The organism is Mumia sp. zg.B21 (assembly GCF_019550855.1).
GTDB lineage: Bacteria > Actinomycetota > Actinomycetes > Propionibacteriales > Nocardioidaceae > Mumia.
Genome location: NZ_JAHWCJ010000001.1, coordinates 734096 through 758267 on the forward strand (window position 1 = coordinate 734096; position 24172 = coordinate 758267).

At 71.7% G+C, this 24172-nt stretch carries 20 protein-coding genes; 15 read left to right on the forward strand and 5 right to left on the reverse strand.

The window, feature by feature from the left end; translation table 11 throughout:
- The first annotated feature begins 13 nt into the window (after positions 1–13).
- From KV100_RS03565 to KV100_RS03575, 3 genes are read left to right on the forward strand one after another with little or no spacing between them, the layout of a single operon-like run.
- The gene (locus KV100_RS03565) at positions 14–721 is read left to right on the forward strand and encodes a DUF3710 domain-containing protein (protein ID WP_220341521.1); all 708 of its coding nucleotides are present in this window, start codon (positions 14–16) and stop codon (positions 719–721) included.
- 39 nt (positions 722–760) lie between these two features.
- Complete coding sequence (locus KV100_RS03570; protein ID WP_220341522.1) at positions 761–1132, forward strand: OB-fold nucleic acid binding domain-containing protein; 372 nt, start codon at positions 761–763, stop codon at positions 1130–1132.
- Complete coding sequence (locus KV100_RS03575; RefSeq protein WP_220341523.1) at positions 1129–1857, forward strand: DUF3159 domain-containing protein; 729 nt, start codon at positions 1129–1131, stop codon at positions 1855–1857. Before KV100_RS03570 ends, KV100_RS03575 begins: the two co-directional genes overlap by 4 nt.
- Before the next feature lie 3 nt (positions 1858–1860).
- Here the strand turns inward: KV100_RS03575 and KV100_RS03580 are convergent, their stop codons facing one another.
- Together KV100_RS03580 and KV100_RS03585 are read right to left on the reverse strand one after the other, a co-directional pair.
- On the reverse strand, positions 1861–2547 hold the full coding sequence (locus KV100_RS03580; protein ID WP_220341524.1) for a TrkA family potassium uptake protein: 687 nt from the start codon (positions 2545–2547) through the stop codon (positions 1861–1863).
- Positions 2544–3197 (reverse strand): TrkA family potassium uptake protein, encoded by a 654-nt coding sequence (locus tag KV100_RS03585; protein WP_220342484.1) that lies wholly within the window; start codon positions 3195–3197, stop codon positions 2544–2546. Before KV100_RS03585 ends, KV100_RS03580 begins: the two co-directional genes overlap by 4 nt.
- 89 nt (positions 3198–3286) lie before the next feature.
- Between KV100_RS03585 and KV100_RS03590 the strand changes: the two genes are divergently transcribed.
- From KV100_RS03590 to KV100_RS03615, 6 genes are all read left to right on the forward strand, one after another.
- The gene (locus KV100_RS03590; protein WP_220342485.1) at positions 3287–5299 is read left to right on the forward strand and encodes an APC family permease; all 2013 of its coding nucleotides are present in this window, start codon (positions 3287–3289) and stop codon (positions 5297–5299) included.
- A gap of 28 nt (positions 5300–5327) precedes the next feature.
- The gene (locus KV100_RS03595; RefSeq protein WP_220341525.1) at positions 5328–6638 is read left to right on the forward strand and encodes a class I SAM-dependent RNA methyltransferase; all 1311 of its coding nucleotides are present in this window, start codon (positions 5328–5330) and stop codon (positions 6636–6638) included.
- Positions 6635–9196 (forward strand): SCO7613 C-terminal domain-containing membrane protein, encoded by a 2562-nt coding sequence (locus KV100_RS03600; RefSeq protein WP_220341526.1) that lies wholly within the window; start codon positions 6635–6637, stop codon positions 9194–9196. The genes KV100_RS03595 and KV100_RS03600 overlap by 4 nt, the downstream gene beginning before the upstream one ends.
- 15 nt (positions 9197–9211) lie before the next feature.
- On the forward strand, positions 9212–9766 hold the full coding sequence (locus KV100_RS03605; RefSeq protein WP_220341527.1) for a GNAT family N-acetyltransferase: 555 nt from the start codon (positions 9212–9214) through the stop codon (positions 9764–9766).
- Positions 9767–9980: 214 nt separating this feature from the next.
- Positions 9981–12866 carry an aconitate hydratase gene (locus tag KV100_RS03610; RefSeq protein ID WP_220341528.1) on the forward strand — a complete coding sequence of 962 codons (2886 nt, stop codon included), beginning with the start codon at positions 9981–9983 and terminating at the stop codon, positions 12864–12866.
- A 116-nt stretch (positions 12867–12982) separates the two neighbouring features.
- Positions 12983–14224 carry an ROK family transcriptional regulator gene (locus KV100_RS03615; RefSeq protein WP_220341529.1) on the forward strand — a complete coding sequence of 414 codons (1242 nt, stop codon included), beginning with the start codon at positions 12983–12985 and terminating at the stop codon, positions 14222–14224.
- A 13-nt stretch (positions 14225–14237) separates the two neighbouring features.
- On the opposite strand, the gene KV100_RS03620 is transcribed toward KV100_RS03615, so the two are convergent.
- A complete protein-coding gene (locus KV100_RS03620) occupies positions 14238–15422 on the reverse strand; it encodes a winged helix DNA-binding domain-containing protein (protein ID WP_220341530.1) in 1185 nt (394 codons plus the stop codon).
- A 70-nt stretch (positions 15423–15492) separates the two neighbouring features.
- Here KV100_RS03620 and KV100_RS03625 point away from each other — a divergent pair, with 70 nt between their 5' ends.
- Genes KV100_RS03625 through KV100_RS03635 form a run of 3 tightly spaced genes read left to right on the forward strand, consistent with a single transcriptional unit; the run spans position 15493 to position 17791 of the window.
- Positions 15493–16011, forward strand: a complete 519-nt coding sequence (locus KV100_RS03625; protein ID WP_301023017.1) for a flavin reductase family protein — start codon at positions 15493–15495, stop codon at positions 16009–16011.
- Positions 16012–16049: 38 nt separating this feature from the next.
- On the forward strand, positions 16050–16547 hold the full coding sequence (locus KV100_RS03630) for a MarR family winged helix-turn-helix transcriptional regulator (protein ID WP_220341532.1): 498 nt from the start codon (positions 16050–16052) through the stop codon (positions 16545–16547).
- A complete protein-coding gene (locus KV100_RS03635; protein ID WP_220341533.1) occupies positions 16544–17791 on the forward strand; it encodes an MFS transporter in 1248 nt (415 codons plus the stop codon). The genes KV100_RS03630 and KV100_RS03635 overlap by 4 nt, the downstream gene beginning before the upstream one ends.
- Here the strand turns inward: KV100_RS03635 and KV100_RS03640 are convergent.
- Positions 17760–18989 (reverse strand): Fic family protein, encoded by a 1230-nt coding sequence (locus KV100_RS03640; RefSeq protein WP_220341534.1) that lies wholly within the window; start codon positions 18987–18989, stop codon positions 17760–17762. The two genes, KV100_RS03635 and KV100_RS03640, sit on opposite strands and share 32 nt — an antisense overlap.
- Before the next feature lie 9 nt (positions 18990–18998).
- Complete coding sequence (locus KV100_RS03645; RefSeq protein ID WP_220341535.1) at positions 18999–19460, reverse strand: HIT family protein; 462 nt, start codon at positions 19458–19460, stop codon at positions 18999–19001.
- A gap of 14 nt (positions 19461–19474) precedes the next feature.
- Here KV100_RS03645 and KV100_RS03650 point away from each other — a divergent pair, with 14 nt between their 5' ends.
- The 3 genes from KV100_RS03650 to KV100_RS03660 all read left to right on the forward strand — a co-directional run bounded on the left by KV100_RS03650 (position 19475) and on the right by KV100_RS03660 (position 24137).
- Entirely contained in the window at positions 19475–20617 is a 1143-nt protein-coding gene (locus tag KV100_RS03650; RefSeq protein WP_220341536.1) for a DNA glycosylase AlkZ-like family protein, read from the forward strand.
- Positions 20618–20699: 82 nt separating this feature from the next.
- The gene (gene dxs / locus KV100_RS03655; RefSeq protein WP_220341537.1) at positions 20700–22559 is read left to right on the forward strand and encodes a 1-deoxy-D-xylulose-5-phosphate synthase; all 1860 of its coding nucleotides are present in this window, start codon (positions 20700–20702) and stop codon (positions 22557–22559) included.
- 54 nt (positions 22560–22613) lie between these two features.
- Positions 22614–24137 (forward strand): amino acid permease, encoded by a 1524-nt coding sequence (locus KV100_RS03660; RefSeq protein ID WP_220341538.1) that lies wholly within the window; start codon positions 22614–22616, stop codon positions 24135–24137.
- Positions 24138–24172: the final 35 nt, after the last annotated feature.

Consider the following 24172-nt stretch of genomic DNA (forward strand, 5'->3'; position numbering starts at 1 on the left):
GAGGAGCGCGGTGATGTTCGGTCGTCGCAAGAAGGCGCACGGCGACGCCGCCGCGGAGTCCGCCGAGGTTTCCGAGGCGACCGCGCAGCCGCAGGAGCCCACGTCCGAGACGCCGGAGGAACCGGAGACGGCCGTTCCGGCCTACGACCGGTCGTCCGGACCATGGGACGCCTCCGAGCGGGAGGTTCCCGAGGACGACCCCACCTACGTCGATGTCGGCGCGATGATCGTGCACGGCCGCGTGGGGCTCGACATCCAGATTCCGACCGACCCCGAGTCCGGTGTCGCCACGTCCGTCGTGGCGATGGGGGAGGGCAGCGCGGTCGAGCTGCGGGCCTTCGCCGCGCCCCGCCACGCGGGGCTCTGGGACGAGATCCGCCCCGAGATCGTCGCCGAGGTCGAGCGTGTCGGCGGCAAGGTCGAGGAGGTCGACTCGTCGTTCGGTCGCGAGCTGCGGGTCGAGGTGCCGGTGCAGGCGCCCGACGGCCGCCAAGGCGTCCAGGCCAGCCGCATCATCGGTGTGGACGGTCCGCGATGGCTGCTGCGTGCCACCTTCATGGGCACGTTGGGCGAGACGTCCGATCCGGACAGCCTCCTCGAGCAGACCGTCCGCGACCTGATCATCGTCCGGGGTGACGTCCCGATGCCCCCTCGTGAGCAGATCCCCGTGGTCGTCCCCGCGGGTGCCGTCCGTGCCGAGTCGCCGACCCGCGAGGCCTGAGGCGAGGCGGCGCGACCGCGCGCGGCCTACGCTGGGACCATGACGAGCACCACCGGCACACTGTGGAGCCGCGCGCGTGAGCGCATGAGCGGCTTCGCCGAGCGCGCGGACGACGCCGAGCTGCGCGTGGAGGCCGTCGAGGCGGGGTGCCTGCCCCTGTGCGACCAGCGCGCGGGCGATGTCGTCACCGCCCACGGCGAGCTGCGTACGGTCACCTTCCGTCCCCAGTCGGAGTCCCGGGCGCTCGAGGCGGTGCTCTACGACGGCTCCGGCTCCCTGACCCTCGTCTGGCTCGGACGCAAGCGGGTGCCCGGCATCGAGGTCGGGCGCGTGCTGACGGCGACCGGACGGTTAGGTCTGCGCGAGGGTAGCCGTGTCATCTACAACCCCCGATACGAGCTGAGTCGATGACCGGTCAGACCGCGGGACCCGCCGAGCGTCCCGATGCCCACGTCACCGTCGAGCAGGTCGTGCGGGCGCAGCTCGCCAAGGCGCTCGGTGGCGTCCGAGGCATGCTCGAGGCCGCGGTGCCGACCATCGGCTTCACGGCGAGCTGGCTCATCACCCGCGACCTCAAGCTGGCGCTCGGGATCAGTGTCGGCCTCGCGGTCGTGCTGCTGGTCGCCCGCGTGGTCCAGCGCAGCACCACGCAGTTCGTCCTCAACTCGCTGTTCGGGATCGGCATCGCCGCGATCTTCGCGCTTCGCTCCGGCGAGGCGCGAGACGCCTTCCTGCCGGGTGTCATCTACAACGGCGCGTACGGCGCGGTGCTCCTGCTCACCGTCGTCGTCGGGTGGCCGCTGGTCGGCTTCCTCGTCGGCAGCGTCACGGGCGATCCCACCGCCTGGCACCGCGACCGTGCGCTGACGCGGCTCTGCTCGCGTCTCACGCTGATCCTCGCGATCCCGTGCCTCTTGCGCGTCGCGGTGCAGTACCCGCTGTGGGTCGGCGACCACGTGGCGCTGCTCGGCACCGCCAAGATCGTCATGGGATGGCCGCTCCAGCTCGCTGCGCTCGGCGCGATGGCGTACCTGCTCGGCCGCAACCACACGCCCACCGCCGATCCCGAGGCGGCCGGCAAGCTCTTGTCGCGCGAGGCGCTCGAGATCCAGCCGAAGCTCCAGCCGCGCGACTGACCGTCACCCCTCGCCCGGGTCGCCCTGGTGCTCGCTGGGCGCGAGCAGGTGCTCGAGCGCGCGCTCGGAGTCGATCGCCGCGACGAACAGCAGCTCGTCGCCGGTCTCGAGGCTGCGGTCGGGCTCGGGCACCTGCACGCTCTTGCTCCGAAGGATCGCCACCAGCACCGCGTCGCGCGGCCACGGGACGTCGCCGACCCGGACCCCGACGTAGGGGGAGTCCTCGGGCATGGTCAGCTCGACGAGGCTGGCGTTGGACCCGCGCAGGGAGAACAGACGCACGAGGTCGCCGACGGTCACCGCCTCTTCGACCAGGGCGGACATCATCCGCGGCGTCGAGACCGCGATGTCGACTCCCCACGACCCGCTGAAGAGCCACTCGTTGTCGGGGTGGTTCACGCGGGCGACCGTGCGGTCGACGCCGAACTCCGTCTTGGCGAGCAGGGACACGACGAGGTTGGCCTTGTCGTCGCCCGTCGCGGCGATGACCACGTCGAACTGCTCGAGCTGCGCGGTCTCCAGCGCCGAGAGCTCGCACGCGTCGGCGAGGATCCACTCGGCCTCGGGGACCGCGTGCGAGCGGATCGCTCGCGGGTTGCGGTCGATGAGGAGGATCTCGTGCCCGTTCTCCAGGAGCTCGGTGGCGACCGAGCGCCCGACAGCACCGGCACCGGCGATGGCGACCTTCATGACTCGTCCTCTCGGGGGCCCAGCTCGAGGGCGCTGAAGACGTCCGCAGAGTCGGGGATGGCAGAGAACAGCTGGACGACGTCGCCGTCCTGGAGGACCGTGGCGCCGGTCGGGATCAGCCCTTTGCCGAAGCGCGCGAGACTCGCGACCCGCCCTCCGGTGGCCTTCTCGAGGGCTTCGACGGTTCGGCCGACCCACTTCGCCTGCACCGGGACCTGGTCGGCGCGCACCTCGCCGCTGGGGTCGCGGTAGACGGGGTCGTGGCCCGCAGGAAGCAGGCGACGGAGCACCTGGTCGGCGGCCCAGGTGACGGTTGCGACCGTGGGGACGCCGAGGCGCTCGTAGACCTCGGCGCGTCCGGGGTCGTAGATGCGGGCGACGATGGTGTCGACGCCGAACTGCTCGCGGGCGACGCGTGCCGAGATGATGTTGGAGTTGTCGCCGGACGACACGGCGGCGAAGGCGTGCGCCCGCTCGATCCCGGCTCGTTGCAGGACGTCGCGGTCGAAGCCGAGGCCCGTCACGGTCAGACCCGAGAACGAGGGCCCGAGGCGGCGGAACGCGTCGGCGTCGCTGTCGATGACGGCCAGCGAGTGACCGCGCTCTTCGAGGCGCTGCGCGAGGGTCGAGCCGACGCGGCCGCACCCCATGATGACGATGTGCACGCGACGACGCTACACCGCGCGGGCGGGGCCGAGCGCAGGCCGGGAGGGACAGGTCTACGATCCTCAGAGTGGGGATGGCCGAGCTGGGCAAGCGCATGTTCCTCGGGCGCAAGCTGCGCAGTACGCAGCTCGACGAGACGTTGCTTCCAAAGCGCATCGCGCTGCCCGTCTTCGCGAGCGACGCGCTGTCCTCGGTGGCGTACGCGCCGGACGAGATCTTCCTCGTCCTGTCGATGGGCGGGCTGTCTGCGTACGCGTTCAACTGGAAGATCGGCCTCGCCGTCGCGGTGGTGATGCTGACGGTGGTCGCGTCCTATCGGCAGAACGTCCGTGCCTACCCCAGCGGTGGCGGCGACTACGAGGTGGCGACGGTCAACCTGGGGCCGCGCGCGGGCGTGACGGTGGCCTCGGCGCTGATGGTGGACTACGTCCTCACCGTGGCGGTCTCGATCTCCTCGGGCGTCCAGAACGCCACCGCGGCGCTGCCCTGGCTCAACGGGCACGAGGCGCTGGCGGCGTCGGTGCTGGTGCTCCTCCTCATCGCGGTCAACCTGCGCGGACTGCGCGAGTCGGGGGCCGCCTTCGCGATCCCGTCCTACCTCTTCATGGCCTCGATCATCGGCATGGCGCTGTGGGGCTTCGCCCGCTACGCCCTCGGTGACCTCCCCAAGGTCGCGAGCGCAGACCTCGAGCTCGCCGCGGAGGAGCCGTACCTCGGGGCGGTCTCGGCGGTCGCGATGACGTTCCTGGTCGCCCGTGCGTTCTCGTCGGGCTGCGCGGCGCTGACCGGTGTCGAGGCGATCAGCAACGGCGTCCCCGCGTTCCGCCGACCGAAGAGCAAGAACGCCGCGACCACCCTCGCGCTGCTCGGCGTCATCTCGGTCACGATGCTGATGAGCATCGTCGTGCTCGCCGACCTGACCCATCTGCGATTCGCCGAGGACCCCGCGACGCAGCTGACCCGCGACGGCGTGCCGGTCGGCGACTCCTACGTCCAGGACACGGTGATCGGTCAGCTGGCGGCGGCGGTGTACGACAACGCGCAGCCGCTCTTCTACCTCACGGTCGCCACGACCGGCATCATCCTGGTCCTCGCCGCGAACACGGCGTTCAACGGATTCCCCGTGCTCGGCTCGGTGCTCGCGCGCGACGGACACCTCCCGCGGCAGCTCGACACCCGTGGCGACCGGCTCTCGTTCAGCAACGGCATCGTGCTCCTGGGGCTCGCCGCGATCGTCCTGATCCTGGCCTTCGACGCCCAGGTGACCCGCCTGATCCAGCTCTACATCGTCGGCGTCTTCGTCTCGTTCACCCTCAGCCAGCTGGGCATGCTCCGGCACTGGGGCCGGCATCTCCGGACCGAGACCGATCCCGCCGAGCGGCGCCGGATGAAGCGGTCGCGCTCGGTCAACATGTTCGGGCTGGCGATGACGGCCACCGTGCTCGTGATCGTCCTCGTCACCAAGTTCTTCGCCGGAGCGTGGATCGCGATCTCGGCGATGGTGGTGCTCTACGTCCTCATGCGCGGCATCCGGCGCCACTACGACGAGGTGGCCGACGAGCTCGCGATCGAGGAGTCCGACGTGACCCTGCCGTCGCGCGTGCACGCGATCGTGCTCGTGGGTCGCCTCCACAAGCCGGTCATGCGTGCGCTCGCCTACGCGCGGGTCTCACGGCCCGACGCGCTGGAGGCGATCACCGTCGACCTGGACCCTGCTGCGACCACGCGGCTCACCGAGCAGTGGGACGCCCTTGACATCCCCGTGCCGCTGGTCGTCATCGGGTCGCCGTACCGCGAGCTGGTCCGGCCGGTGATCAAGTACGTCAAGGAGCTGCGCCGGGCGAGCCCGCGCGACATCGTCATGGTCTACGTCCCCGAGTACGTGGTCGGCCGGTGGTACGAGCAGATCCTCCACAACCAGACCGCGCTCCGGCTCAAGAGCCGCCTGCTGTTCACCCCCGGCGTGGTCGTGACGAGCGTGCCCTACCTCCTGCAGTCGGCCAAGCAGCGCGGTCCGGAGCGCGTACGCCCCGTGCCGGGCGAGGTGCGCCAGGGACGGACCTTCAACGAGCGCCGGAAGCCGTGACCTGGGCGGCATGCGTCACCCTGGAGGCATGAGCACCCAGGCAGACGCGACCGACGACCTGACCGGGACCCGGGTGGAGCTCGACATCGGGGCGGTCGCTCACGGCGGGCACTGCGTCGCCCGGTGGGACGGCCGCGTGGTGTTCGTCCGGCACACCCTGCCCGGCGAGAGGGTGGTCGCAGAGATCACCGAGGGCGCCGCGGGCGCGAGATTCCTCCGCGCGGACGCGGTGGAGGTCCTCGAGGCGGCGCCGGGGCGGGTCGAGCCCAGGTGCCCGATGTCCGGGCCGGGCCTGTGCGGTGGGTGCGACTTCCAGCACGTGGACCTCGGTGTCCAGCGCGATTTGCTGGGCGCCGTCGTGAGCGAGCAGCTGAGCCGGCTGGCCGGCATCGAGCGGGAGGTCGTGGTCCGTCCGCCGTTGTCCGACACCGCCGCCGACGGACTCGGGTGGCGGACCCGCGTGACGTTCGCCGCCGATCCTCACGGGCACCTCGGACTGCGCAAGCACCGCTCGCACGAGGTGATCCCGCTCGATGACTGCCCGATCGCGTCCCCTGCCCTGCCGCGGGTGCTCGACACCCCGTGGCCGGCGTCGCGGGTGACAGCGGTGGCCGGGTCCACTGGCGACAGGTTCGTGGCGGCGTACGACGTCACGGGGGAGCTGCCTGACGTCGACGCCGTCGGCCTGATGGCCGACGGCCACCGGGTCCGTGGACGGGGATGGGTCCGCGAGGAGGTCGACGGCCACGAGTTCCGGGTCGGTGGTGCCGGTTTCTGGCAGGTGCACCCGCAGGCGGCCGCCACACTGGTCGACGCCGTCCGGCGAGCGGTGGAGGCCAGGCCGGGGGAGACGATGGCCGATCTGTACGCGGGCGTCGGCCTCTTCACCGCGTTCCTCGCCGAGGAGGTGGGGTCGTCGGGCACCGTGATCAGCGTCGAGGGAGACCCGCGGGCGTCACGCGACGCACGCCGCAACCTGCACGGGCTACCGCAGGCCAGGGTCGTCAACGGCGACGTCGAGCAGGCGCTTCGGCGTGGCGAGGTGGGGGAGCGGGCGGACGTGGTGGTGCTCGACCCGCCGCGGACCGGTGCCCGTGCCCGCGTCGTCCGTCGGATCGCGGCACTCGGCCCGAGGCGGGTCGTCTACGTCGCCTGCGACCCGGCGGCGTTGGCCCGTGACGTCAAGACGTTCGGCGAGGAGGGCTACGTGCTCGGGTCGCTCGAGGCGTACGCGTTGTTCCCGATGACTCACCATGTGGAGTGTGTCGCGGTCCTCGACCGCGTCGTGAGGAGTGTCCTGAGGAGGGTGCCCCCCGCGCACGAGAGACTTCGCGGGTGACCTACGCCGACCCCACCCGTTGCCCGAGCTGCGGCACCGTTGCGAGCGGCTCGCCGCGATGCCCCCGTTGCTCCGTCCAGCTCCGCGGCGAGCGCCCGCTCACCCTCCTCCGCCTGCTGAGCGAGGCCGACACGGTGCTCCGAGAGCTGCAGGACGAGGCGGCCGCCTGGCGAGCGCAGCAGGCTGACGCCCGCCCGCCGGTGGAGCCACCGAGGCCTGCCCCCGCCGGGGGACCGCCGGTAGCGACGCCCGGCCGTCCGCCAGCGGGCGCGTCCCGACGCTGGACGGTGGGCGGCACCCTTCTCGCCCTGGGCGCGCTGTGCCTTGTCGTGGCGGCGTTCGTGTTCATCGCCGTGACGTGGGGACGGGTCGGCCTCACCGGTCGCACCCTGATCCTGCTGGCGTTCACCGCGGCCGCCTGCGGGTCGGCGGTGTGGCTGACGACTCGCCGGCTCCGCGCCTCGGCCGAGACGATGTGGACGGTCACGGGAGTCCTCGCGGCCGTCGACGCCGGTGCAGCGATGTCGGCCGGCCTGCTCGGTCTCGACGAGCTGGACGGCGCCGCGGTGGTCGTCGGGTTCGGGGCCGTCCTGGCCGGTGTCGGTGCCGTGGTGGCCGTCTGGTCGCGCCGATGGATGCCGACCCTCGTCTCGGCCCAGCTGGGTGTGGCGATCGGTGCCGTCTCGGCGGCAGTCGCGCTGGTGCTGCTGATGGAGGTGGACCTGCGCTGGACGCTGACCCCGGTGGCCGCCCTCGTGATCCTGCTCGCGGTGGTGTGCTGGCGCGGCGCACTCCTGGTGGCTGCCTGGGTGACCGCGCTCGGGGGAGCGTCGATGCTGGGGCTCGCCGCGCTGTGGATCGTGACAGGCGTCGCCCTCTCCCCGACCTTCTCCACCCGCTGGTCCGAGGGAGATGCTCCTGCCGCGCTGCTGCACGGCGTCCTCGTGGTGGCCCTCTCGGTCGTGGTCTCGCACGCGTTCTCCGGGCACGTCGCTCGGCTGGCCGTCTCCTTGGTCCGCGGCGTCGCAGGGTTCGACCTCGCGGTGTGCGTCGCCGCTGTCTTCCTCCTCGTCGGCGAGCAGGTGCCGCCCGAGGTGGCGTCCACGACCTGGATCGCGGTGCCCCTGGTGCTGGCCGGCGCGGGCCTCCTGCACGCGCGCTGGTCGCGAGGATGGGAGACCGGCGTCCGCGCCGCACTGGCGGTCGGCGTGCTTCCTCTGCTCATCGGGGTCGTCGTCGCAGGAGTGGGTGCGCTGTCCGCGGTGAGCGACTCGTGGTTGCCGGGGTGGTCCACCGACGTTGGTCTTCGCCTGGCGGCCGACTCCGGGCTGTCGCCCGGCCGGGCGTTCGCGCTGTGGCTCGGAGCCGCGGGCGTCGCCTGTGTCGTGGCGTGGTGGCCGCAGCCGTCGTCGACGCGGCCCCAGCGCGTCGCGCTGCTGGCGACCGCCGCACTGCTGGCGGTGGCAGGAGCCGCGGTGCTGGTCGTCCTGCTGGACGCGCCGGTCGTCGTTCTGGCTCTCGGGCAGCTCGTCGTCGCCGGGGGAGCGGCGGTCTTGTGGATGCTCCTCCGGGAGGACTCGGGCGCATCGGTCGTGGCTGCCGCGACGGCCCTGCTCTGGACTGCCGCGGCCGCGCTGGCGCCGATCGGATCGGCTCCGGCCGCGACGCTCACGTGGACGGTCGGTGCCGCGGCCGCGATCGTCGTCGCCGCGACGGCGTTGGCTCTGCGACCGCGCAGTGCTCAACGGGACGCAGGTGTGGCGGCGGCCGTTGGTGTCGCCGGAGTGCTCGGTGTCGCGGCCGCCGTCGGCTGGGCGGACGTCGCCGGCGCCGATGCGAGGGTGCTGGCGCTGGTCGCCGCGAGCCTCGCGGCGGTGCTGCTCCTCGGCAGCGCCGTACCCCGCCTCCCTGCGCCGGTACGCCTGGCGGTCGAGGTGGTGGCGCCGATGGCCGGGCTGGTCTCCGTGGGTTTCGCCGCGTGGGTCGGGACGGCGTGGTCCAGCCTCGTCTTCACCATCGTGGGGGTGGCCATGACGACGGTCGGCCTGCTGCGTGCGGACCGGCGGGTCTACGCACCGACAGGTGCCGCTCTGCTCGGCCTGGCCTACGTCCTTCGGCTGGTCGCCTCCGACATCGGGGTCGTCGAGGCCTACACGCTGCCGTTTGGGATCGTCCTGCTCGCGGTCGGTGCCGTTCTCGTCGTACGCGACGCCGCGCGCTCGAGCGACGTCCTCTGGCCGGGGCTGACGCTCGCCCTGCTGCCGAGCCTTCCCCAGGCACTGGGCGATCCCGCCTCGCTGCGAGGGCTGCTTCTGGCCCTGGCCGCGGTGGGGGTCCTCGCCGCCGGAGCGTCGCTGCGGTGGCGTGCACCGTTCGTGATCGGCGGCGCGTTGACGACGGTGCTTGTGGTCCGTTGGGCCGGGCCGTTCGTCGGTGACCTCCCGCGGTGGCTTCCGCCCGGTGTGGTGGGAGTCGGCCTGGTCCTCGCCGGGGCGACGTGGGAGGCCCGGGTCCGTGACGCGCGCGCCGTGGTGGCATACGTCCAGCGACTTCGGTGACAGGAGGCATTGCCCGTGAGCGTCGTCACATGCTTGGATACGGGCACCTGCACCGAGCACGGAGCAGGCTGGCGGCGTCGGGTGACCCGGCGACGAGCGGGGGGCGGACGGATGCAGATCGTCGAGCTGACACGTGAGCACGCCGACGACGTCGCGACCTGGAGCTACCTCGAGCCACAGGGTTGTTACGACCTGACCGGCATGCACCCTCGACGCTTCGCCGATCTCTCGCAGGGGTTCTGGGCCCTCCTGCACGAGGGACGGTTCATCGGCTACCGGTGCTACGGCGCCCAGGCGCGGGTCCCGGGTTACGACTACGACGACGACGCCCTCGACACCGCCGGTGGGCTGCGCCCCGAGCTGACGGGCCAGGGGCTCGGACAGGCGGCGATGGCGGTCGGCCTGGAGTTCGCCCGAGAGCGCTTCGCGCCCGCCGCCTTCCGGGTGACGGTGACCGAGTTCAACGTCCGAGCGCTCAAGGTGGTCGACGCTCTCGGGTTCGTGCCGATCGACAAGTTCGAGTCTCCGGACGACGGGCACACCTACGTCGTTCTCGTCTGTCGAGACTGACGCGCCGGCCCGGGCGCCGAGGGCACGCTCGTCTCGTTCGCCCTGCGTGGCCGACGTTTGATACCGTGTATCTTGACATCGAGATAAATGACGAGCGGCGACCAGGCTGTCCTCATTGCGCGCCGCGTTGCTGCGCGCGCGACGATGGACGGCGACGCCGCTCGAGGGCCCGCTTCGCGACCGCGGGTTCCGGCAGGACGGAAGAGGAGAGGCGATGGCCAGCGTCAACAGCTTCAACGCGAAGGAAACCCTGAACGTCGGGGAGACCGCGTACGAGATCTATCGGCTGGGAGCGGTGACGGGCGAGGGCCTGGACGTCGACTCGCTGCCGTTCAGCCTGAAGGTGCTCCTGGAGAACCTCCTCCGCACCGAGGACGGCGCCGACATCACGGCGGACGACATCAAGGCACTCGCCGGGTGGGACGCCGACGCGGACCCGAGCAAAGAGATCCAGTTCACGCCTGCGCGCGTGATCATGCAGGACTTCACGGGCGTCCCGTGCGTCGTCGACCTTGCCACCATGCGTGAGGCGATGGCCGATCTCGGCGGCGACCCCAGCAAGATCAACCCGCTCGCGCCCGCCGAGATGGTCATCGACCACTCGGTGATCGCCGACGTCTTCGGCACGCCGGACGCGTTCGAGCGCAACGTCGAGATCGAGTACGAGCGCAACCGCGAGCGCTACCAGTTCCTCCGCTGGGGCCAGACCGCGTTCGACGACTTCAAGGTCGTCCCGCCCGGCACCGGCATCGTGCACCAGGTCAACATCGAGCACCTCGCCCGTACGGTCTTCACCCGCACCGTCGACGGCGTCCTCCAGGCCTACCCCGACACCTGCGTCGGCACCGACTCGCACACGACCATGGTCAACGGCCTCGGCGTCGTCGGCTGGGGCGTCGGTGGCATCGAGGCCGAGGCTGCGATGCTCGGCCAGCCGGTCTCGATGCTCATCCCGCGCGTCGTCGGCTTCAAGCTCTCGGGCGAGCTCCCGGAGGGCTCCACCGCCACCGACCTCGTGCTCACGATCACGGAGATGCTGCGTGAGCACGGCGTCGTCGGCAAGTTCGTCGAGTTCTACGGCTCCGGTGTCGGTGCCGTGCCGCTGGCCAACCGCGCCACCATCGGCAACATGAGCCCGGAGTACGGCTCGACCATCGCGGTCTTCCCGATCGACGACGAGACGACGAAGTACCTCCGCCTGACCGGGCGGTCCGAGGAGCAGATCGCCCTCGTCGAGGCCTACGCCAAGGCCCAGGGCCTGTGGCACGACGCCGACCGGGAGCCGCGCTACTCCGAGTACCTCGAGCTCGACCTCTCGACGATCGTCCCGTCCATCGCCGGCCCGAAGCGTCCTCAGGACCGTATCGTCGTCTCCGACGCCAAGGAGGCGTTCCGCACCGTCCTCGCCAACTACGTCGAGGACGACCAGACCGGCGGCGACGACCGCAAGCCCGGTGTCCCGCAGCAGGAGAAGCCGTACGGCGTCACCGTCGGCGCCGACGAGGCGTCGGCCGAGTCGTTCCCCGCGAGCGATGCGCCGGCGACGAACGGGAACGGCAACGGTCACGACGACGCCGCCGCGCCGGCCGACTGGCACTCCGCGGCTCCCAAGGACGGGGGTCGCCCGAGCAACCCGCAGCGCGTGACCACCGCGGACGGCACGACGTACGAGCTGGACCACGGCGCGGTCACGATCGCCGCGATCACGTCCTGCACCAACACGTCCAACCCGTCGGTCATGATCGGCGCGGCGCTGCTGGCCAAGAACGCCGTCGAGAAGGGCCTGGAGCGCAAGCCGTGGGTCAAGACCACCCTGGCCCCCGGGTCGAAGGTCGTCTCCGACTACTACGCGCGCGCAGGCCTCACCCCGTACCTCGACAAGCTGGGCTTCAACCTCGTCGGCTACGGCTGCACCACGTGCATCGGCAACTCCGGCCCGCTGATCCCCGAGGTGTCGCAGGCGGTCAACGACGGTGATCTCGCCGTCACGTCCGTGCTGTCGGGCAACCGCAACTTCGAGGGTCGCATCAACCCCGACGTCAAGATGAACTACCTGGCGTCCCCGCCGCTGGTCGTCGCGTACGCGCTGGCCGGCACGATGGACACCGACCTGTTCAACGAGCCGCTCGGCCAGGACCAGGAAGGCAACGACGTCTTCCTGCGCGACATCTGGCCGGCGCCCTCGGAGGTCGAGGAGGTCGTCGCCGGTGCCATGTCGGCCGACACCTTCAAGAGCGAGTACGCCGACGTGTTCGCCGGTGACGAGCGCTGGCAGTCGCTGCCGACACCGGAGGGCGACGTCTTCGAGTGGGACGCCGACTCGACGTACGTCCGCAAGGCGCCGTACTTCGACGGGATGGAGCACGAGCCCTCGCCGGTCACCGACATCGAGGGCGCCCGCGTGCTCCTCAAGCTCGGCGACTCCGTCACGACGGACCACATCTCGCCTGCGGGCGCGATCAAGAAGGACAGCCCGGCCGGCAAGTACCTCGCCGAGCACGGTGTGGAGCCGCGCAACTTCAACTCGTACGGCTCGCGTCGCGGCAACCACGAGGTCATGATCCGCGGCACGTTCGCCAACATCCGGCTCCGCAACCAGATGGCGCCGGGGACCGAGGGCGGCTTCACCCGTCAGCTGAACGAGAACGGTGAGGTCACGACCGTCTTCGAGGCGTCGGAGAAGTACCAGGCGGCGGGCATCCCGCTCGTGGTGCTGGCCGGCAAGGAGTACGGGTCCGGCAGCTCCCGCGACTGGGCGGCCAAGGGCACGGCCCTGCTGGGCGTCAAGGCCGTCATCGCCGAGTCGTACGAGCGGATCCACCGCTCCAACCTGATCGGCATGGGCGTCCTGCCGCTGCAGTTCCCCGCGGGTCAGAACGCGGAGTCGCTCGGCCTCACCGGTGAGGAGACGTTCTCGTTCACCGGCGTCACCGGGCTCAACGAGGGTCGTACGCCCAAGACGGTCAAGGTCACCGCGGCCCGCGCCGACGGTGAGAGCGTCGAGTTCGACGCGATCGTCCGCATCGACACGCCGGGTGAGGCGAACTACTACCGCAACGGCGGCATCATGCCGTACGTGCTCCGGTCGCTCCTCGCCTGAGTGCTCCGATCCTGCGCTAGCCACGCCCGGGCCGATTTTGTTGCAGCGACGACAAAATTGGACCCGGGCGTGCTAGTTTCGCCTCGCTCGGACACCACAGGGAGAGGTACGACGCGGTGCCACTGCAGCAGCAGCGACCGACCGGCAAGGGTGCCAACCAGGAGGCGGTACGCCGCCACAACCTGGGCACCCTGCTCGGCCACGTCCACCGTGACGGGGATGTGTCCCGGGCCGATCTCACCACCCGGATGGGGCTCAACAGGTCGACGATCGCCGCACTTGTCGGCGAGCTGGAGCGCCTCGGCGTCGTCGCCCAGGCGACGCCTGGGGGCGACCGCCAGGGCGCGGGGCGGCCGTCGCTGCACGTACGCCCGGGGGAGCGGCAGGTCTGCGTGGTCGCCGTCGAGCTGCGGGTGGAGAGCATCGAGCTCGCCCGGGTCGGCCTCGGCGGGGCCGTACTCGATCGCGCGTCGTCACCCCTCGCGCCGCAGGTGACGCCGGAGGCGGTGGCCGAGCAGGTCGCGCGCACGACGGCCGAGCTGCTCGTGGACGTCCCGGACGACGCCCTCCTGGTCGGTGTGGGCGTCGGGATCCCCGGCATCGTCTCGACCGAGGACGGACGCATCCACTATGCGCCCAACCTGCAGTGGAGAGATGTGCCCTTCGGAGACCTGCTCCAGCAGCGGATCGGCGGCCGGGTCCCGGTGGTGATCGGCAACGACGCCAACCTCGGTGTGCTCGCCGAGCACACCCGCGGCGTGGCGCGAGGCATGTCGGACGTGGTCTACCTCGCTGGAGACGTCGGCGTCGGTGCCGGCCTGATCACGCGGGGCCGAGGGCTCTTCGGCACGGTGGGGTACGCCGGCGAGGTGGGTCACATGCGGATCTCCTCGGACGGCCGACGCTGCCGGTGCGGCAACCGTGGGTGCTGGGAGACCGAGATCGGGGCGGTGGCGGTCGCCGACGCGCTCGGGACGCCCTCGCACGACATCGCGCACCTCGTCTCGCTGCTCGAGGAGGTGCGTACGCCGTCGCTGCCGCTGCGCGAGGTCGGCTACAAGCTCGGGGTAGGGATCACCAACCTCGTCAACGTCTTCGACCCGCAGGCCGTCATCCTCGGCGGCCTGCTGAGCGCGCTGTATCCCGCGGTCCGCGCGGATGTCGACGCCGAGCTCCGTCATGGCACGCTGGATGCCACCGACCGGCGTACGGAGATCCTGCTGCCCGGCCTGGGGCGCGACTCGGTGCTGGTGGGGGCCGGCGAGCTGGCCTTCGGAGCGATGATGGCCGATCCGCTGCTGGTCTCCGCCGAGGCGGAGTCGGTGGTCGGGCGCGTGCGGTCGACGATCTCGGTCTAGCCCGCGAGGTGCCTCACGCCCGGAGCTCGCGCTCGAGCGGCGTCGGGAAGGAGGCCGTGACGGTCGCGCCGTCGAGTCGCGCGTGGATCTGCGCGGCAGCCTGGTCGACGGCCGCGGTGGCGTCGGCACCGACGTCCTCGAGGAGCCGGTAAACGACCTCGCCGTCGGGCCGGACCGCCCAGCCTCCGACGATCCTGCCGTCCCACCACACCGTGGGCCCGATGTTGCCCATCCGGTCGAACAGACGCTCGCGGTGCTCGCCGAGATACCACCCGCGATGCTTCCAACCCATCGGCGTCGGGTCGAGCGCGGGGAGCAGGGTCGCGCCGGGCTCGGGGGCGTCGGGCATCTCGGTGCCGGACAGGGCGACCCCATGCCCCTCGGACAGCTCGACGTCGACGAGGTCAAGCCCGGCGAGTGCGGCGCGGGTCTGGGTCTTGTTCCAGCCGGTCCACCACTGGAGGTCGTCGCCGGTCGCCGGACCGAAGGCCTCCAGCCAGCGCTCGGCGAGCCGGACGCGGGCGTCGGCCTCTGGGAGGTCGGGGAGACCGCTGGGGAACCACGCCTCCATCGGCGCCCAGGTGTGGTGACGCGACGTCCAGGACCCGCGGGGCTCCGTGCGCACCATGCGACCCTCCGCGGAGAGCAGCGCGAGCGTCGGCGAGGTCACCGTCCGGCGGACGTCCCACGCCTTGTCGGTGGTGGGCAGGATCGCGGTGCGAAGCTCGGGGACGGCTTCGCTGAGCTGTGCGCCGGTCGCCGTCCCTGCCTCTCGCAGGGCGGCGCCGACGGCCTCCTCGACGTGCGCGAGCCATGCGGCCGGGTCGGGGACGGGCGGGTCGGTCGGCAGGGTCGCGAGCTGCTTGAGCAGTCGGGTCCGCAGCATCCGGGCGACGCCGAGGCTGGCTCCCGCGTGGATGACCGGCAGGTCCTCGCGGTCGGCGACGAAGAGGGTGCGGCGCATCGCGAGGACGCGCACCAGCGTCCGTCGCTCGTACATCGCCTCTCGCACGTCGGCGATGGTCAGGGACCCTGCGCGCGCGAGCACGGAGAGGTAGACCGTCGCGGGGTCGGTCGCGTGGAGCACGAGCACGCCGCGCACGATCTCCTCGACCGTCGGTGTGGATCTCGACGGGCTCACACCCACCCGGTGGCCGACCATGAGGCGGTGACGTCGTTGCTCGTCGGTGATGCGCACCGGACCATCCTGGCGTGCCGCTCGGACGTTTCGGTTCGGGCTCGCGCCGCGGCGCTCGTACGCTGACGGCGTGACCATCCACTCCGAGCACCCGTTCCTGCCGCCCGAGGGCGAGCGGGATCCCGTCCGGCGGTTCCGCGGCCGGCTTCCGCAGGCGGTCACGGTGTGCACCGCGGGCGCCGGCCGGTCGCGTGCCGGGTTGACCGTCTCGTCCGTCGTCGTCGCCGAGGGGGACCCGGCTCACGTCCTCCTCCTGGTCGACGAGGACAGCGACCTCGCCGATGCGCTCGTGGTGGGTGCACCGTTCGTGGTCAACGTCGTGGGGGCGCGCGACCGGGCGCTCGCCGACCCCTTCGCCGGTACGGCGCCGGCCCCGGGCGGCCCGTTCAGGCTGGGAACGTGGACGGAGACGCCGTACGGTCCCGTGCTGGCGTCGGCGACCGCGTGGCTCGGCGCGAGAGTGGCGCGCGAGCCGCGTCAGGTGGGCTGGCCGCTGCTGGTCGAGGGAGTGGTGGAGACGGTCGAGATCGCCGACGACGCACCGGCGCTCGCCCATCTCCGGGGGCGGTACGTGGACCTCGGCGGGTGACCTGACAGTGCTTGTATAAGCGCTGTTAGACTTCCGGGATGACCACGAGCGGCTCCCCGGACGATCCCACCGACGTCGACTTCTGGCGGCCGCTGCGAACGCTCCGCGACGCGATGGAGGCCGAGCTCGCCGCGCTCTACCGCGACCGTGGCCTGACGGTCCGTCCACGTCTGACCAAGCCGGTGATCACGCTCGCCCGCACCGGCCCGATGACGATCCGCGAGCTCGCGGACGCGCTCGAGGTGACGCACTCGGCCGCCAGCCAGACGGTCGGCGTCCTTCGCGGCGACGGTCTCGTCGAGACGACGCCCGGCCGCGATGCGCGGACGAGAGTCGTCACGCTGACCGCGCACGGTCGGGCGCTCGTCCCTCTCCTCGAAGCGGAGTGGCGGGCGACCGAGCAGGCGCTGCTCGACCTCGACAGCGAGATCCGGTACCCGTTCCTTGCTGTGGTGGCCGACCTGGCCGCAGCGTTGGAGCGACGCCCGTTCCGGGAGCGGGTGGAGGAGCACCTGTCGGTGACGGTCCCGGCGTGACGGCGGGGTCCCGGCTGCTCGACGTCCGGCCGCTGCGGACGAGCCGGCCGTTCGTGCGCCTCTGGTCCGGGAGCATGCTCGCCGCGCTCGGGGGACAGATGAGCCTGGTCGCGCTCCTCCAGCAGGTCTGGGACCTCACGGGCAGCGCAGTGCTGATGGGCACTCTCGGCCTGGCCCACGCCGTGCCGATGATCGTCCTGGGCCTGTACGGCGGTGCGCTCGCCGACGCGACCGACCGGCGACGCGTGGTGCTGACGACGACCGGTGGCAGTGCGGTGGTCGCGGTGCTGCTGGCCGTCCAGGCGGCGTCGTACGACCGGTCCCTGGCCCTCGTCCTCGGTCTGGTCGTGCTGCAGGCGGGGTTCAGCGCCCTGGGTGCCCCCGCCCGCCGGGCGATGGTGGCCAGGCTGCTCCCGCTCGACGAGGTGGGGGCCGGTGTCGCCCTCACCCACGTCGGCTTCCAGGTCTCGATGCTGGTGGGCCCCGCCCTCGGAGGGCTGCTGGTCGCGCTCGGTGGACCGGCGGGGTGCTTCCTCGTCCAGGCGGCTGTGCTCCTGGTGGCGTGGGGCGTCACCCGCGCGCTGCCTCCGGTGCCGCTGGGAGCTGGCGAGACCGGGGGAGCGGAGCGGCGGGCCGTACGCCGCGGTCTGCGGTACGTCGTGAGGTCGTCGGTCCTGCGCGGCGCGATGCTCACCGACGTGCTGGCCACGGTGCTGGTCATGCCGGTGTCGCTCTTCCCGGTCGTCGTCGACGCGCGGTTCGGGGGTGATCCCGCGGTGACGGGCCTGCTTCTCTCCGCCGTCGGTGCCGGTGGCATCCTCGGAGGTCTCGCGTCGGGGGTGGCGACCAGGTCAGCCCGTCCCGCGCGGGTGGCGATCGGCGCCGCGACGCTCTGGTGCGTGGCCGTCGCAGCGTTCGGAGCCTCGCCGTGGCTGCTGCCGGCGCTCGCGGCGCTCGCGGTCGCCGGCGCCGCCGACACGCTCGCGGTGATCGCCAGGGGTGTGGTGACGCAGCTGGCGACCACCGACCGCTATCGCGGCAGGGTGTCCTCGGTCGAGCACGTCGTGGGGGTCGCGGGCCCCGACCTCGGCAACGTGCGCGGGGGAGCGGTGGCCGGTCTGACGTCACCGGAGGCCGCTCTGGTCTCCGGCGGGATCCTCGGCGCCGCCGGGGTCCTCGTCGTGGCGGCGACGCACCCCGACCTGCGTGCGTTCACCCGCGTGAGGCCCGACCAGCACGCGTAGCGAAGGCGTCGAGCGCCGCGACGACCTCGGGGCAGTGCCAGACCCGGTGACGGACCCCCGAGCCGACCTGGACGAGGATGCCGGCGTCCACGAGCCGGTCGATGGCCGACTGGGCGGCGACGTCGCTGATGCCCAGCTCGCGCGCGACCAACGGGTTGTCGACGGCGGGGTGCCGCACGAGCAGCGGCGGCATCCGGTGGACCGCGGCGTCGCGGCGGGCCACGACACGGCGAGACCACTGGTCGCGCAGCTCGATCAGGTCGGCCACGAGGAGGTTGCCGTTGGCGATGGCGCGCATCGTCGCGCCCGCCATCTCGGCGACGATCGGGGCGGGATCGCCGTCACGGTAGGCGCCGAGCGCCGTGAAGTAGCGGGACGTGTCGGTGAGCAGGCCGGCCGAGATCGGCACGGTGACCCGTTGGGAGATGCCCTTGCTGCGCAGGACGGCGTGGACCAGCGCCCGGCCGGTGCGGCCGTTCCCGTCGGTGAACGGGTGGATCGTCTCAAGCTGCGCGTGTGCGAGCGCCGCCTGAACGAGCACGGGCAGGTCGTCGCGGCGCACGAAGGCGATGAGGTCGGCCATCGCCTCCGGGACGCGGCTGTGGTGCGGGGGCACGAATTCGGCCGCGTGCGGGCTGTACGGGGTGCCTCCGACCCACACCTGCTCGTCCCTCCACCGCCCGGCGCGGCTCGGGTCGCTGTCGGCGAGCAGCGTGCGGTGCAGGGCCAGCACGGAGGCGAGGTCGAGACGGTCGGCGAGCGCGAGCGCCGCGCGCATGGTCGCGACGTTGCGTGCGACCAGTCGGGCCTCGGGCCCGGTGGCCGCTCCGATCTCGGCCAGGGCCAGCTGGTGCGCCCCCGCGGTGAGGTTCTCGATCTGAGACGACGAGGCGGACTCGCTGCGCAGGAGGATCGTGCTCATCGGTCCGAGCTCGGTCAGCTCCGTCGCCTCCGGCTCCGGGTGGTCGCTGAAGGCTCGCGAGACCCAGGTGTCGAACCGGGCGACCTCGACCGCCGCCTCCTCCGCCTCGGCGATCAGCGCCGTGTCGAGGTCGACCTGCGCCGCGGTGATGGCCGGGACGACGGCCGCCTCGTACGGCTCAGGGTGCCGGCGGCGCCGGTGACGGGCGAGCCCGGCGGGCCGGTCGGGCCAGGGCCGCTCCTCCCACCGCACCGCCGGCCACGGAACCTTGTCCATGACCGCACGTTACCGAAGGTTCTCGCCGTTTCCTTCGCTCGCGAGCGCGCCCAGACGCGCCCGGATCCGTGCCGCGTACTCGTCGGCCTCGCCGTCGCCGTACCTGGTCCGCGGCCAGAAGAAGCCGCGCAGACCGTCCCCCTTGGTGCGGGGGACCACATGGACGTGCAGGTGTGGCACGGACTGGGAGACGACGTTGTTGGCAGCGACCCACGTCCCCTGGGCGCCGAGGGCCTCCGGCAGCGCTCTCGCGATCTGCTGCACGACGGCGAAGTAGGGGCCGAGCCGCTCCACGGGCAGGTCAGGCAACGTCACCACGTGCTCGCGAGGGACGACGAGGACGTGGCCCTTGAAGACGGGACGATGGTCCAAGAAGCCGATCGTGTCGGCGTCCTCGTGCACGATGGGGGCTGCCAGCTCCCCGGCGACCACGCGACAGAACGTGCACGACGCGTCGTACGACTCAGACATGGAGGCATCGAACCATGGGCACAGCGCTGTCACAGGACGACCTCGCACTGAGGACCCTCGCCCGCCAGTTCCCCAGGTCCACGGGCACGGCGGTCGACGACCTGGTCTCGTTGTACTCCGCGCTCGGACCGGTCCAGACCCAGGTGCCGCGCGCGGCGTTCGTCTTCGCATCGTCGCGACTGCCCGGCATCACCCACGAGACGGTCGTCGAGGCGTTCGAGTCCTACGCGCTGGTCAAGGGCACGACGCTGCGCGGGACGGTCCACACCTCGACGCCGCTGCACCACGCCTGGTCGGCCGCGGTCACGCGGGGCTGGCTCGACAGGTCGCTGACCAAGGCGTTGTCGCTGCAGACCGTGTCCTCCGACGACGTGCGCGCCGAGACCGCCGCGTACGCCGACCGCTGGCGCGAGCGCGACGACCTCGTCGACCACGTGCTCCAGTGGCTGGCCGAGCACGAGCCGGACGGCCGCGGTGTCGCGGCCGACACCTACACCCGCAACCAGCTGCGCTCGGCGCCCGGGCTCGTCCGTCGTCCGCCCGACCGCCGCTGGCACACCCGCACCGACACCCTCTACCGGACCTCGGGCGCCGTGACCGACGTCGACGACGACGCCCACGACCCCGAGGTCGCCCGCCGTGGGTTGGTGCGGACCCACCTCGCGTCGTACGGGCCTGCGACCCGCCGTGACGTCGCGTGGTGGCTGGGCGAGCGGCTCCGCCCCGTCGACGCGGCCGTCGAGGCCCTGGGGGATGAGGTGGTGCGACGGGAGGGTCCCGGTGGCGCGACCTACCTCGACCTTGTCGACGCACCCGACGGCAGCACGTACGAGGGTGGGGTCAGGATGCTGCCCGAGTTCGACGGCGTCCTGCTCGGGTTCGAGGGGACGGGGCCGGAGCGCGGACGCTTCACCGCGATCGACAACCTGCCCACGATCTTCAACAAGGTCAACGGCATGTGCAGCCCGATCGTGCTCGACGGGACTCGCATCGTCGCTCGATGGAGGATCGTCCCGAGGGGTGCCCGGATCGACGTCGAGGTGCTCCCGCTCCCGGGCGAGCGCCCGCCCGACGAGGCGGCCGTCGCCGACGCGCTGACCGCCGTCGAGTCGGTGCTCGACACCGAGGTCGCCGAGCTCCGCACGGTCGTGGAGTGACCTGGCGCGGGCGACGGTTCCGTGGGTAGTTGGAGGCGATGGCCTAAGATCGAATGACGCCCACCCAGACCCGCGGAGGACCATGAGCACGCTCGATCGCATCAGCCAGCCGAGCGATCTGCGGGATCTCACCGACCCCGAGCTCGACGCGCTCGCCGAGGAGATCCGCGAGCGGCTGATCGTCGCCGTCGCCACGCACGGGGGGCACCTCGGCCCGAACCTCGGGGTCGTCGAGCTGACGATGGCGATCCATCGGGTGTTCGACTCTCCGCGCGACCGGGTGATCTTCGACACTGGTCACCAGGCGTACGTGCACAAGATGCTGACCGGCCGGGCTGCTGAGTTCGAGAACCTCCGTACCGAGGGCGGCCTCTCCGGCTACCCGAGCCAGGCCGAGTCGGCCCACGACGTCGTGGAGAACTCCCACGCGTCGACCAGCCTCTCCTATGCCGACGGGCTGGCGAAGGCGAACATGGTCACCGGCCGGCCCGACCACGTGATCGCGGTGATCGGCGACGGCGCCCTGACCGGCGGCATGGCCTGGGAGGCGCTCAACAACATCGCCGCCAACGTCGACCGGCGCCTGGTGGTCGTCGTCAACGACAACGGCCGGTCCTACCGTCCGACCGTCGGCGGTCTCGCCAACCACCTGGCGCGGCTGCGCACCAACCCGCGCTACGAGCCGACGCTCAAGGCGGTGCGCGAGCGCCTCACTCAGACCAACGCGGTGGGACAGGTGACCTACGAGGCGCTCCACGCGATCAAGAAGGGTCTCAAGGACGCGCTCTACCCGCAGGGCATGTTCGAGGACCTCGGTCTCAAATACATCGGACCTATCGACGGCCACGACCGGCCGATGGTGGAGGAGGCGCTGGCACGGGCGCGGACCTACGGAGGGCCGGCGATCGTCCACGTCATCACGACGAAGGGTCAGGGCTACGAGATCGCGGTGGCCAACGAAGAGGACCAGATGCACCAGGCCAAGGCGTTCGACCGCCTGACCGGTGAGGCGCTGGCCGTGGAGCCGACCTCGTGGACGTCGGTCTTCCGCGACGAGCTGGTCCGGATCGGTGACGAGCGCCGCGACGTCGTCGCGATCACGGCGGCCATGCTGTCGCCGACCGGCCTCGACGCGTTCGCCGACAAGTTCCCCGAGCGCACCTACGACGTGGGCATCGCCGAGCAGCACGCGGTGACCAGCGCGGCGGGCCTGGCGATGGGCGGGCTCCACCCGGTCGTCGCGGTCTACGCGACGTTCCTCAACCGGGCGTTCGACCAGGTCCTGCTCGACGTCGCCCTGCACCGGTGCGGCGTGACGTTCGTGCTCGACCGCGCCGGCGTCACCGGTGACGACGGTCCCAGCCACAACGGCATGTGGGACATGTCGATCCTTCAGGTGGTCCCCACGCTGCAGCTGGCGGCGCCGCGCGACGGCACTCGTCTCCGTGAGCTGCTCCGCGAGGCGGTGGCGGTCGACGATGCGCCGACCGTGGTGCGCTTCCCCAAGGGAGGCGTGTCCGACGACGTCGAGGCCGTCGACGTCGTGGGCCGCAGCGACGTGCTGCTGCGCGAAGGCGCGGAGGACGTGCTCGTGGTCGCCGCCGGCCCGATGGTCCACCAGGCGCTCGACGCCGCCGCGCTGCTGCGGGCGGAGGGTGTCGGTGTCACGGTCGTCGACCCCCGGTGGGTCAAGCCCCTCGACCCTGCTCTCGTCGAGCTTGCCGCGCGACACCGTCTTCTCGTCACGATCGAGGACAGCGGCCGTGTCGGCGGGATGGGGTCGGTCCTCACCCAGATGCTCGCCGACGCCGACGTCCGCACCCCGGTGCGCGTCCACGGCGTCACGCAGGAGTTCTTCGACCACGCCAAGCGTGCCGTCCTCCTCGAGCGGATGGGCCTGACCGGAGAGGCCGTCGCGGCCGACACGCTGGCACGTCTCTGACCTGCCGGAGCCGCGCGCACGCGGCATAGTGTCCCCGAGGGAGAGGGGACCCCGATGGCCAGGAGCGCGCTGTTCCGTACGAAGTCGGTCGAGCAGTCCATGAAGGACACCGACGATCCCGAGACACGACTCAACCGCAACCTCGGAGCCCTCGACCTGATCGTGTTCGGCGTCGGCGTGATCGTCGGCGCCGGCATCTTCGTCCTCACCGGTCAGGCGGCCGCGACGACGGCCGGGCCCGCGATCGCCATCTCGTTCCTCGTCGCGGCTCTCGCCTGCGGCCTCGCCGCCCTCTGCTACGCCGAGTTCGCGTCCACCGTGCCGGTCGCGGGCAGCGCCTACACCTTCTCCTACGCCACCTTCGGCGAGCTGATCGCCTGGACGATCGGCTGGGACCTGGTGCTCGAGTTCACCGTCGGCTCGGCGGCCCTTGCGTCCGGCTTCTCCTCGTACTGGAACAACCTCGTCGAAGGCACGTTCCTCGAGCTCCCCGCCCAGCTGAGCACCGCGGCGGGCACGGGTGTCGTCGACATCCCTGCCATCGTGATCTCGCTGCTCGTGATGTGGGTGCTGATCGTCGGCATCAAGTTCTCCAGCCGGATCAACCAAGTCGTCGTGGCCATCAAGGTCGCCGTCGTGCTGCTCGTCATCATCGCGGGCATCCGCTACATCGACGCGCAGAACTGGTCGCCGTTCGTCCCGCCGTCCGAGCCACCGGCGCCTGGGGAGGGGGGCTGGCTCAAGACCCCGCTCGTCCAGTCCCTCCTCGGGCTCGATCCCGCGGTGTACGGCGTCGCCGGGATCTTCACCGGCGCAGCGATCGTCTTCTTCGCCTTCATCGGCTTCGACGTGGTCGCCACCACCGCGGAGGAGACGCACAACCCGCAGCGCAACGTCCCGATCGGGATCTTCGGGTCGCTCGCGATCGTCACCGTGCTCTATATGGCGGTCAGCCTGGTGATCACAGGCATGCAGAACTTCCACGACATCGACCCGGAGGACGGCGCTCCGCTCGCGACCGCGTTCGACGCCGTCGGGGTGGGCTGGATGGGCGACGTGATCTCGGTCGGCGCCTGCATCGGGCTCGTCGTCGTGGTGATGATCCTCATGCTCGGGCAGACCCGCGTGGCCTTCGCGATGGCGCGTGACGGGCTTCTCCCGCGGTGGCTCGCCCAGACCCACGGCGAGCGCCACACGCCCCACCGGATCACCTTCGTGACCGGGATCGCGGTGGCGGCGATCTCCGGGTTCGTCGACCTCTCCACGCTTGCCGACCTCGTCAACATCGGCACGCTGTTCGCGTTCGTCCTGGTCAGCGTCGGCGTGGTCATCCTCCGCCGTACCCGCCCGGACCTCGATCGAGGCTTCCGCGTCCCGGGCGCCACCGCGGTCGCCGTCGTCGCGGTCATCGCCTGCGTGTACCTGATGCTGAACCTGGTCGGCGAGACCTGGGTGCGGTTCTTCATCTGGATGGCGCTCGGTTTCGTCGTCTACTTCGCCTATGGGCGCAGGCACAGCCGGGTCGGCCGGGCAGCGACGGAGGCGGCCGGCGAAGGGGTCGAGAGCCGCTCCACGTAGGCTTGATGGTGTGCCCCCGGCCCGCCGCGACGCGT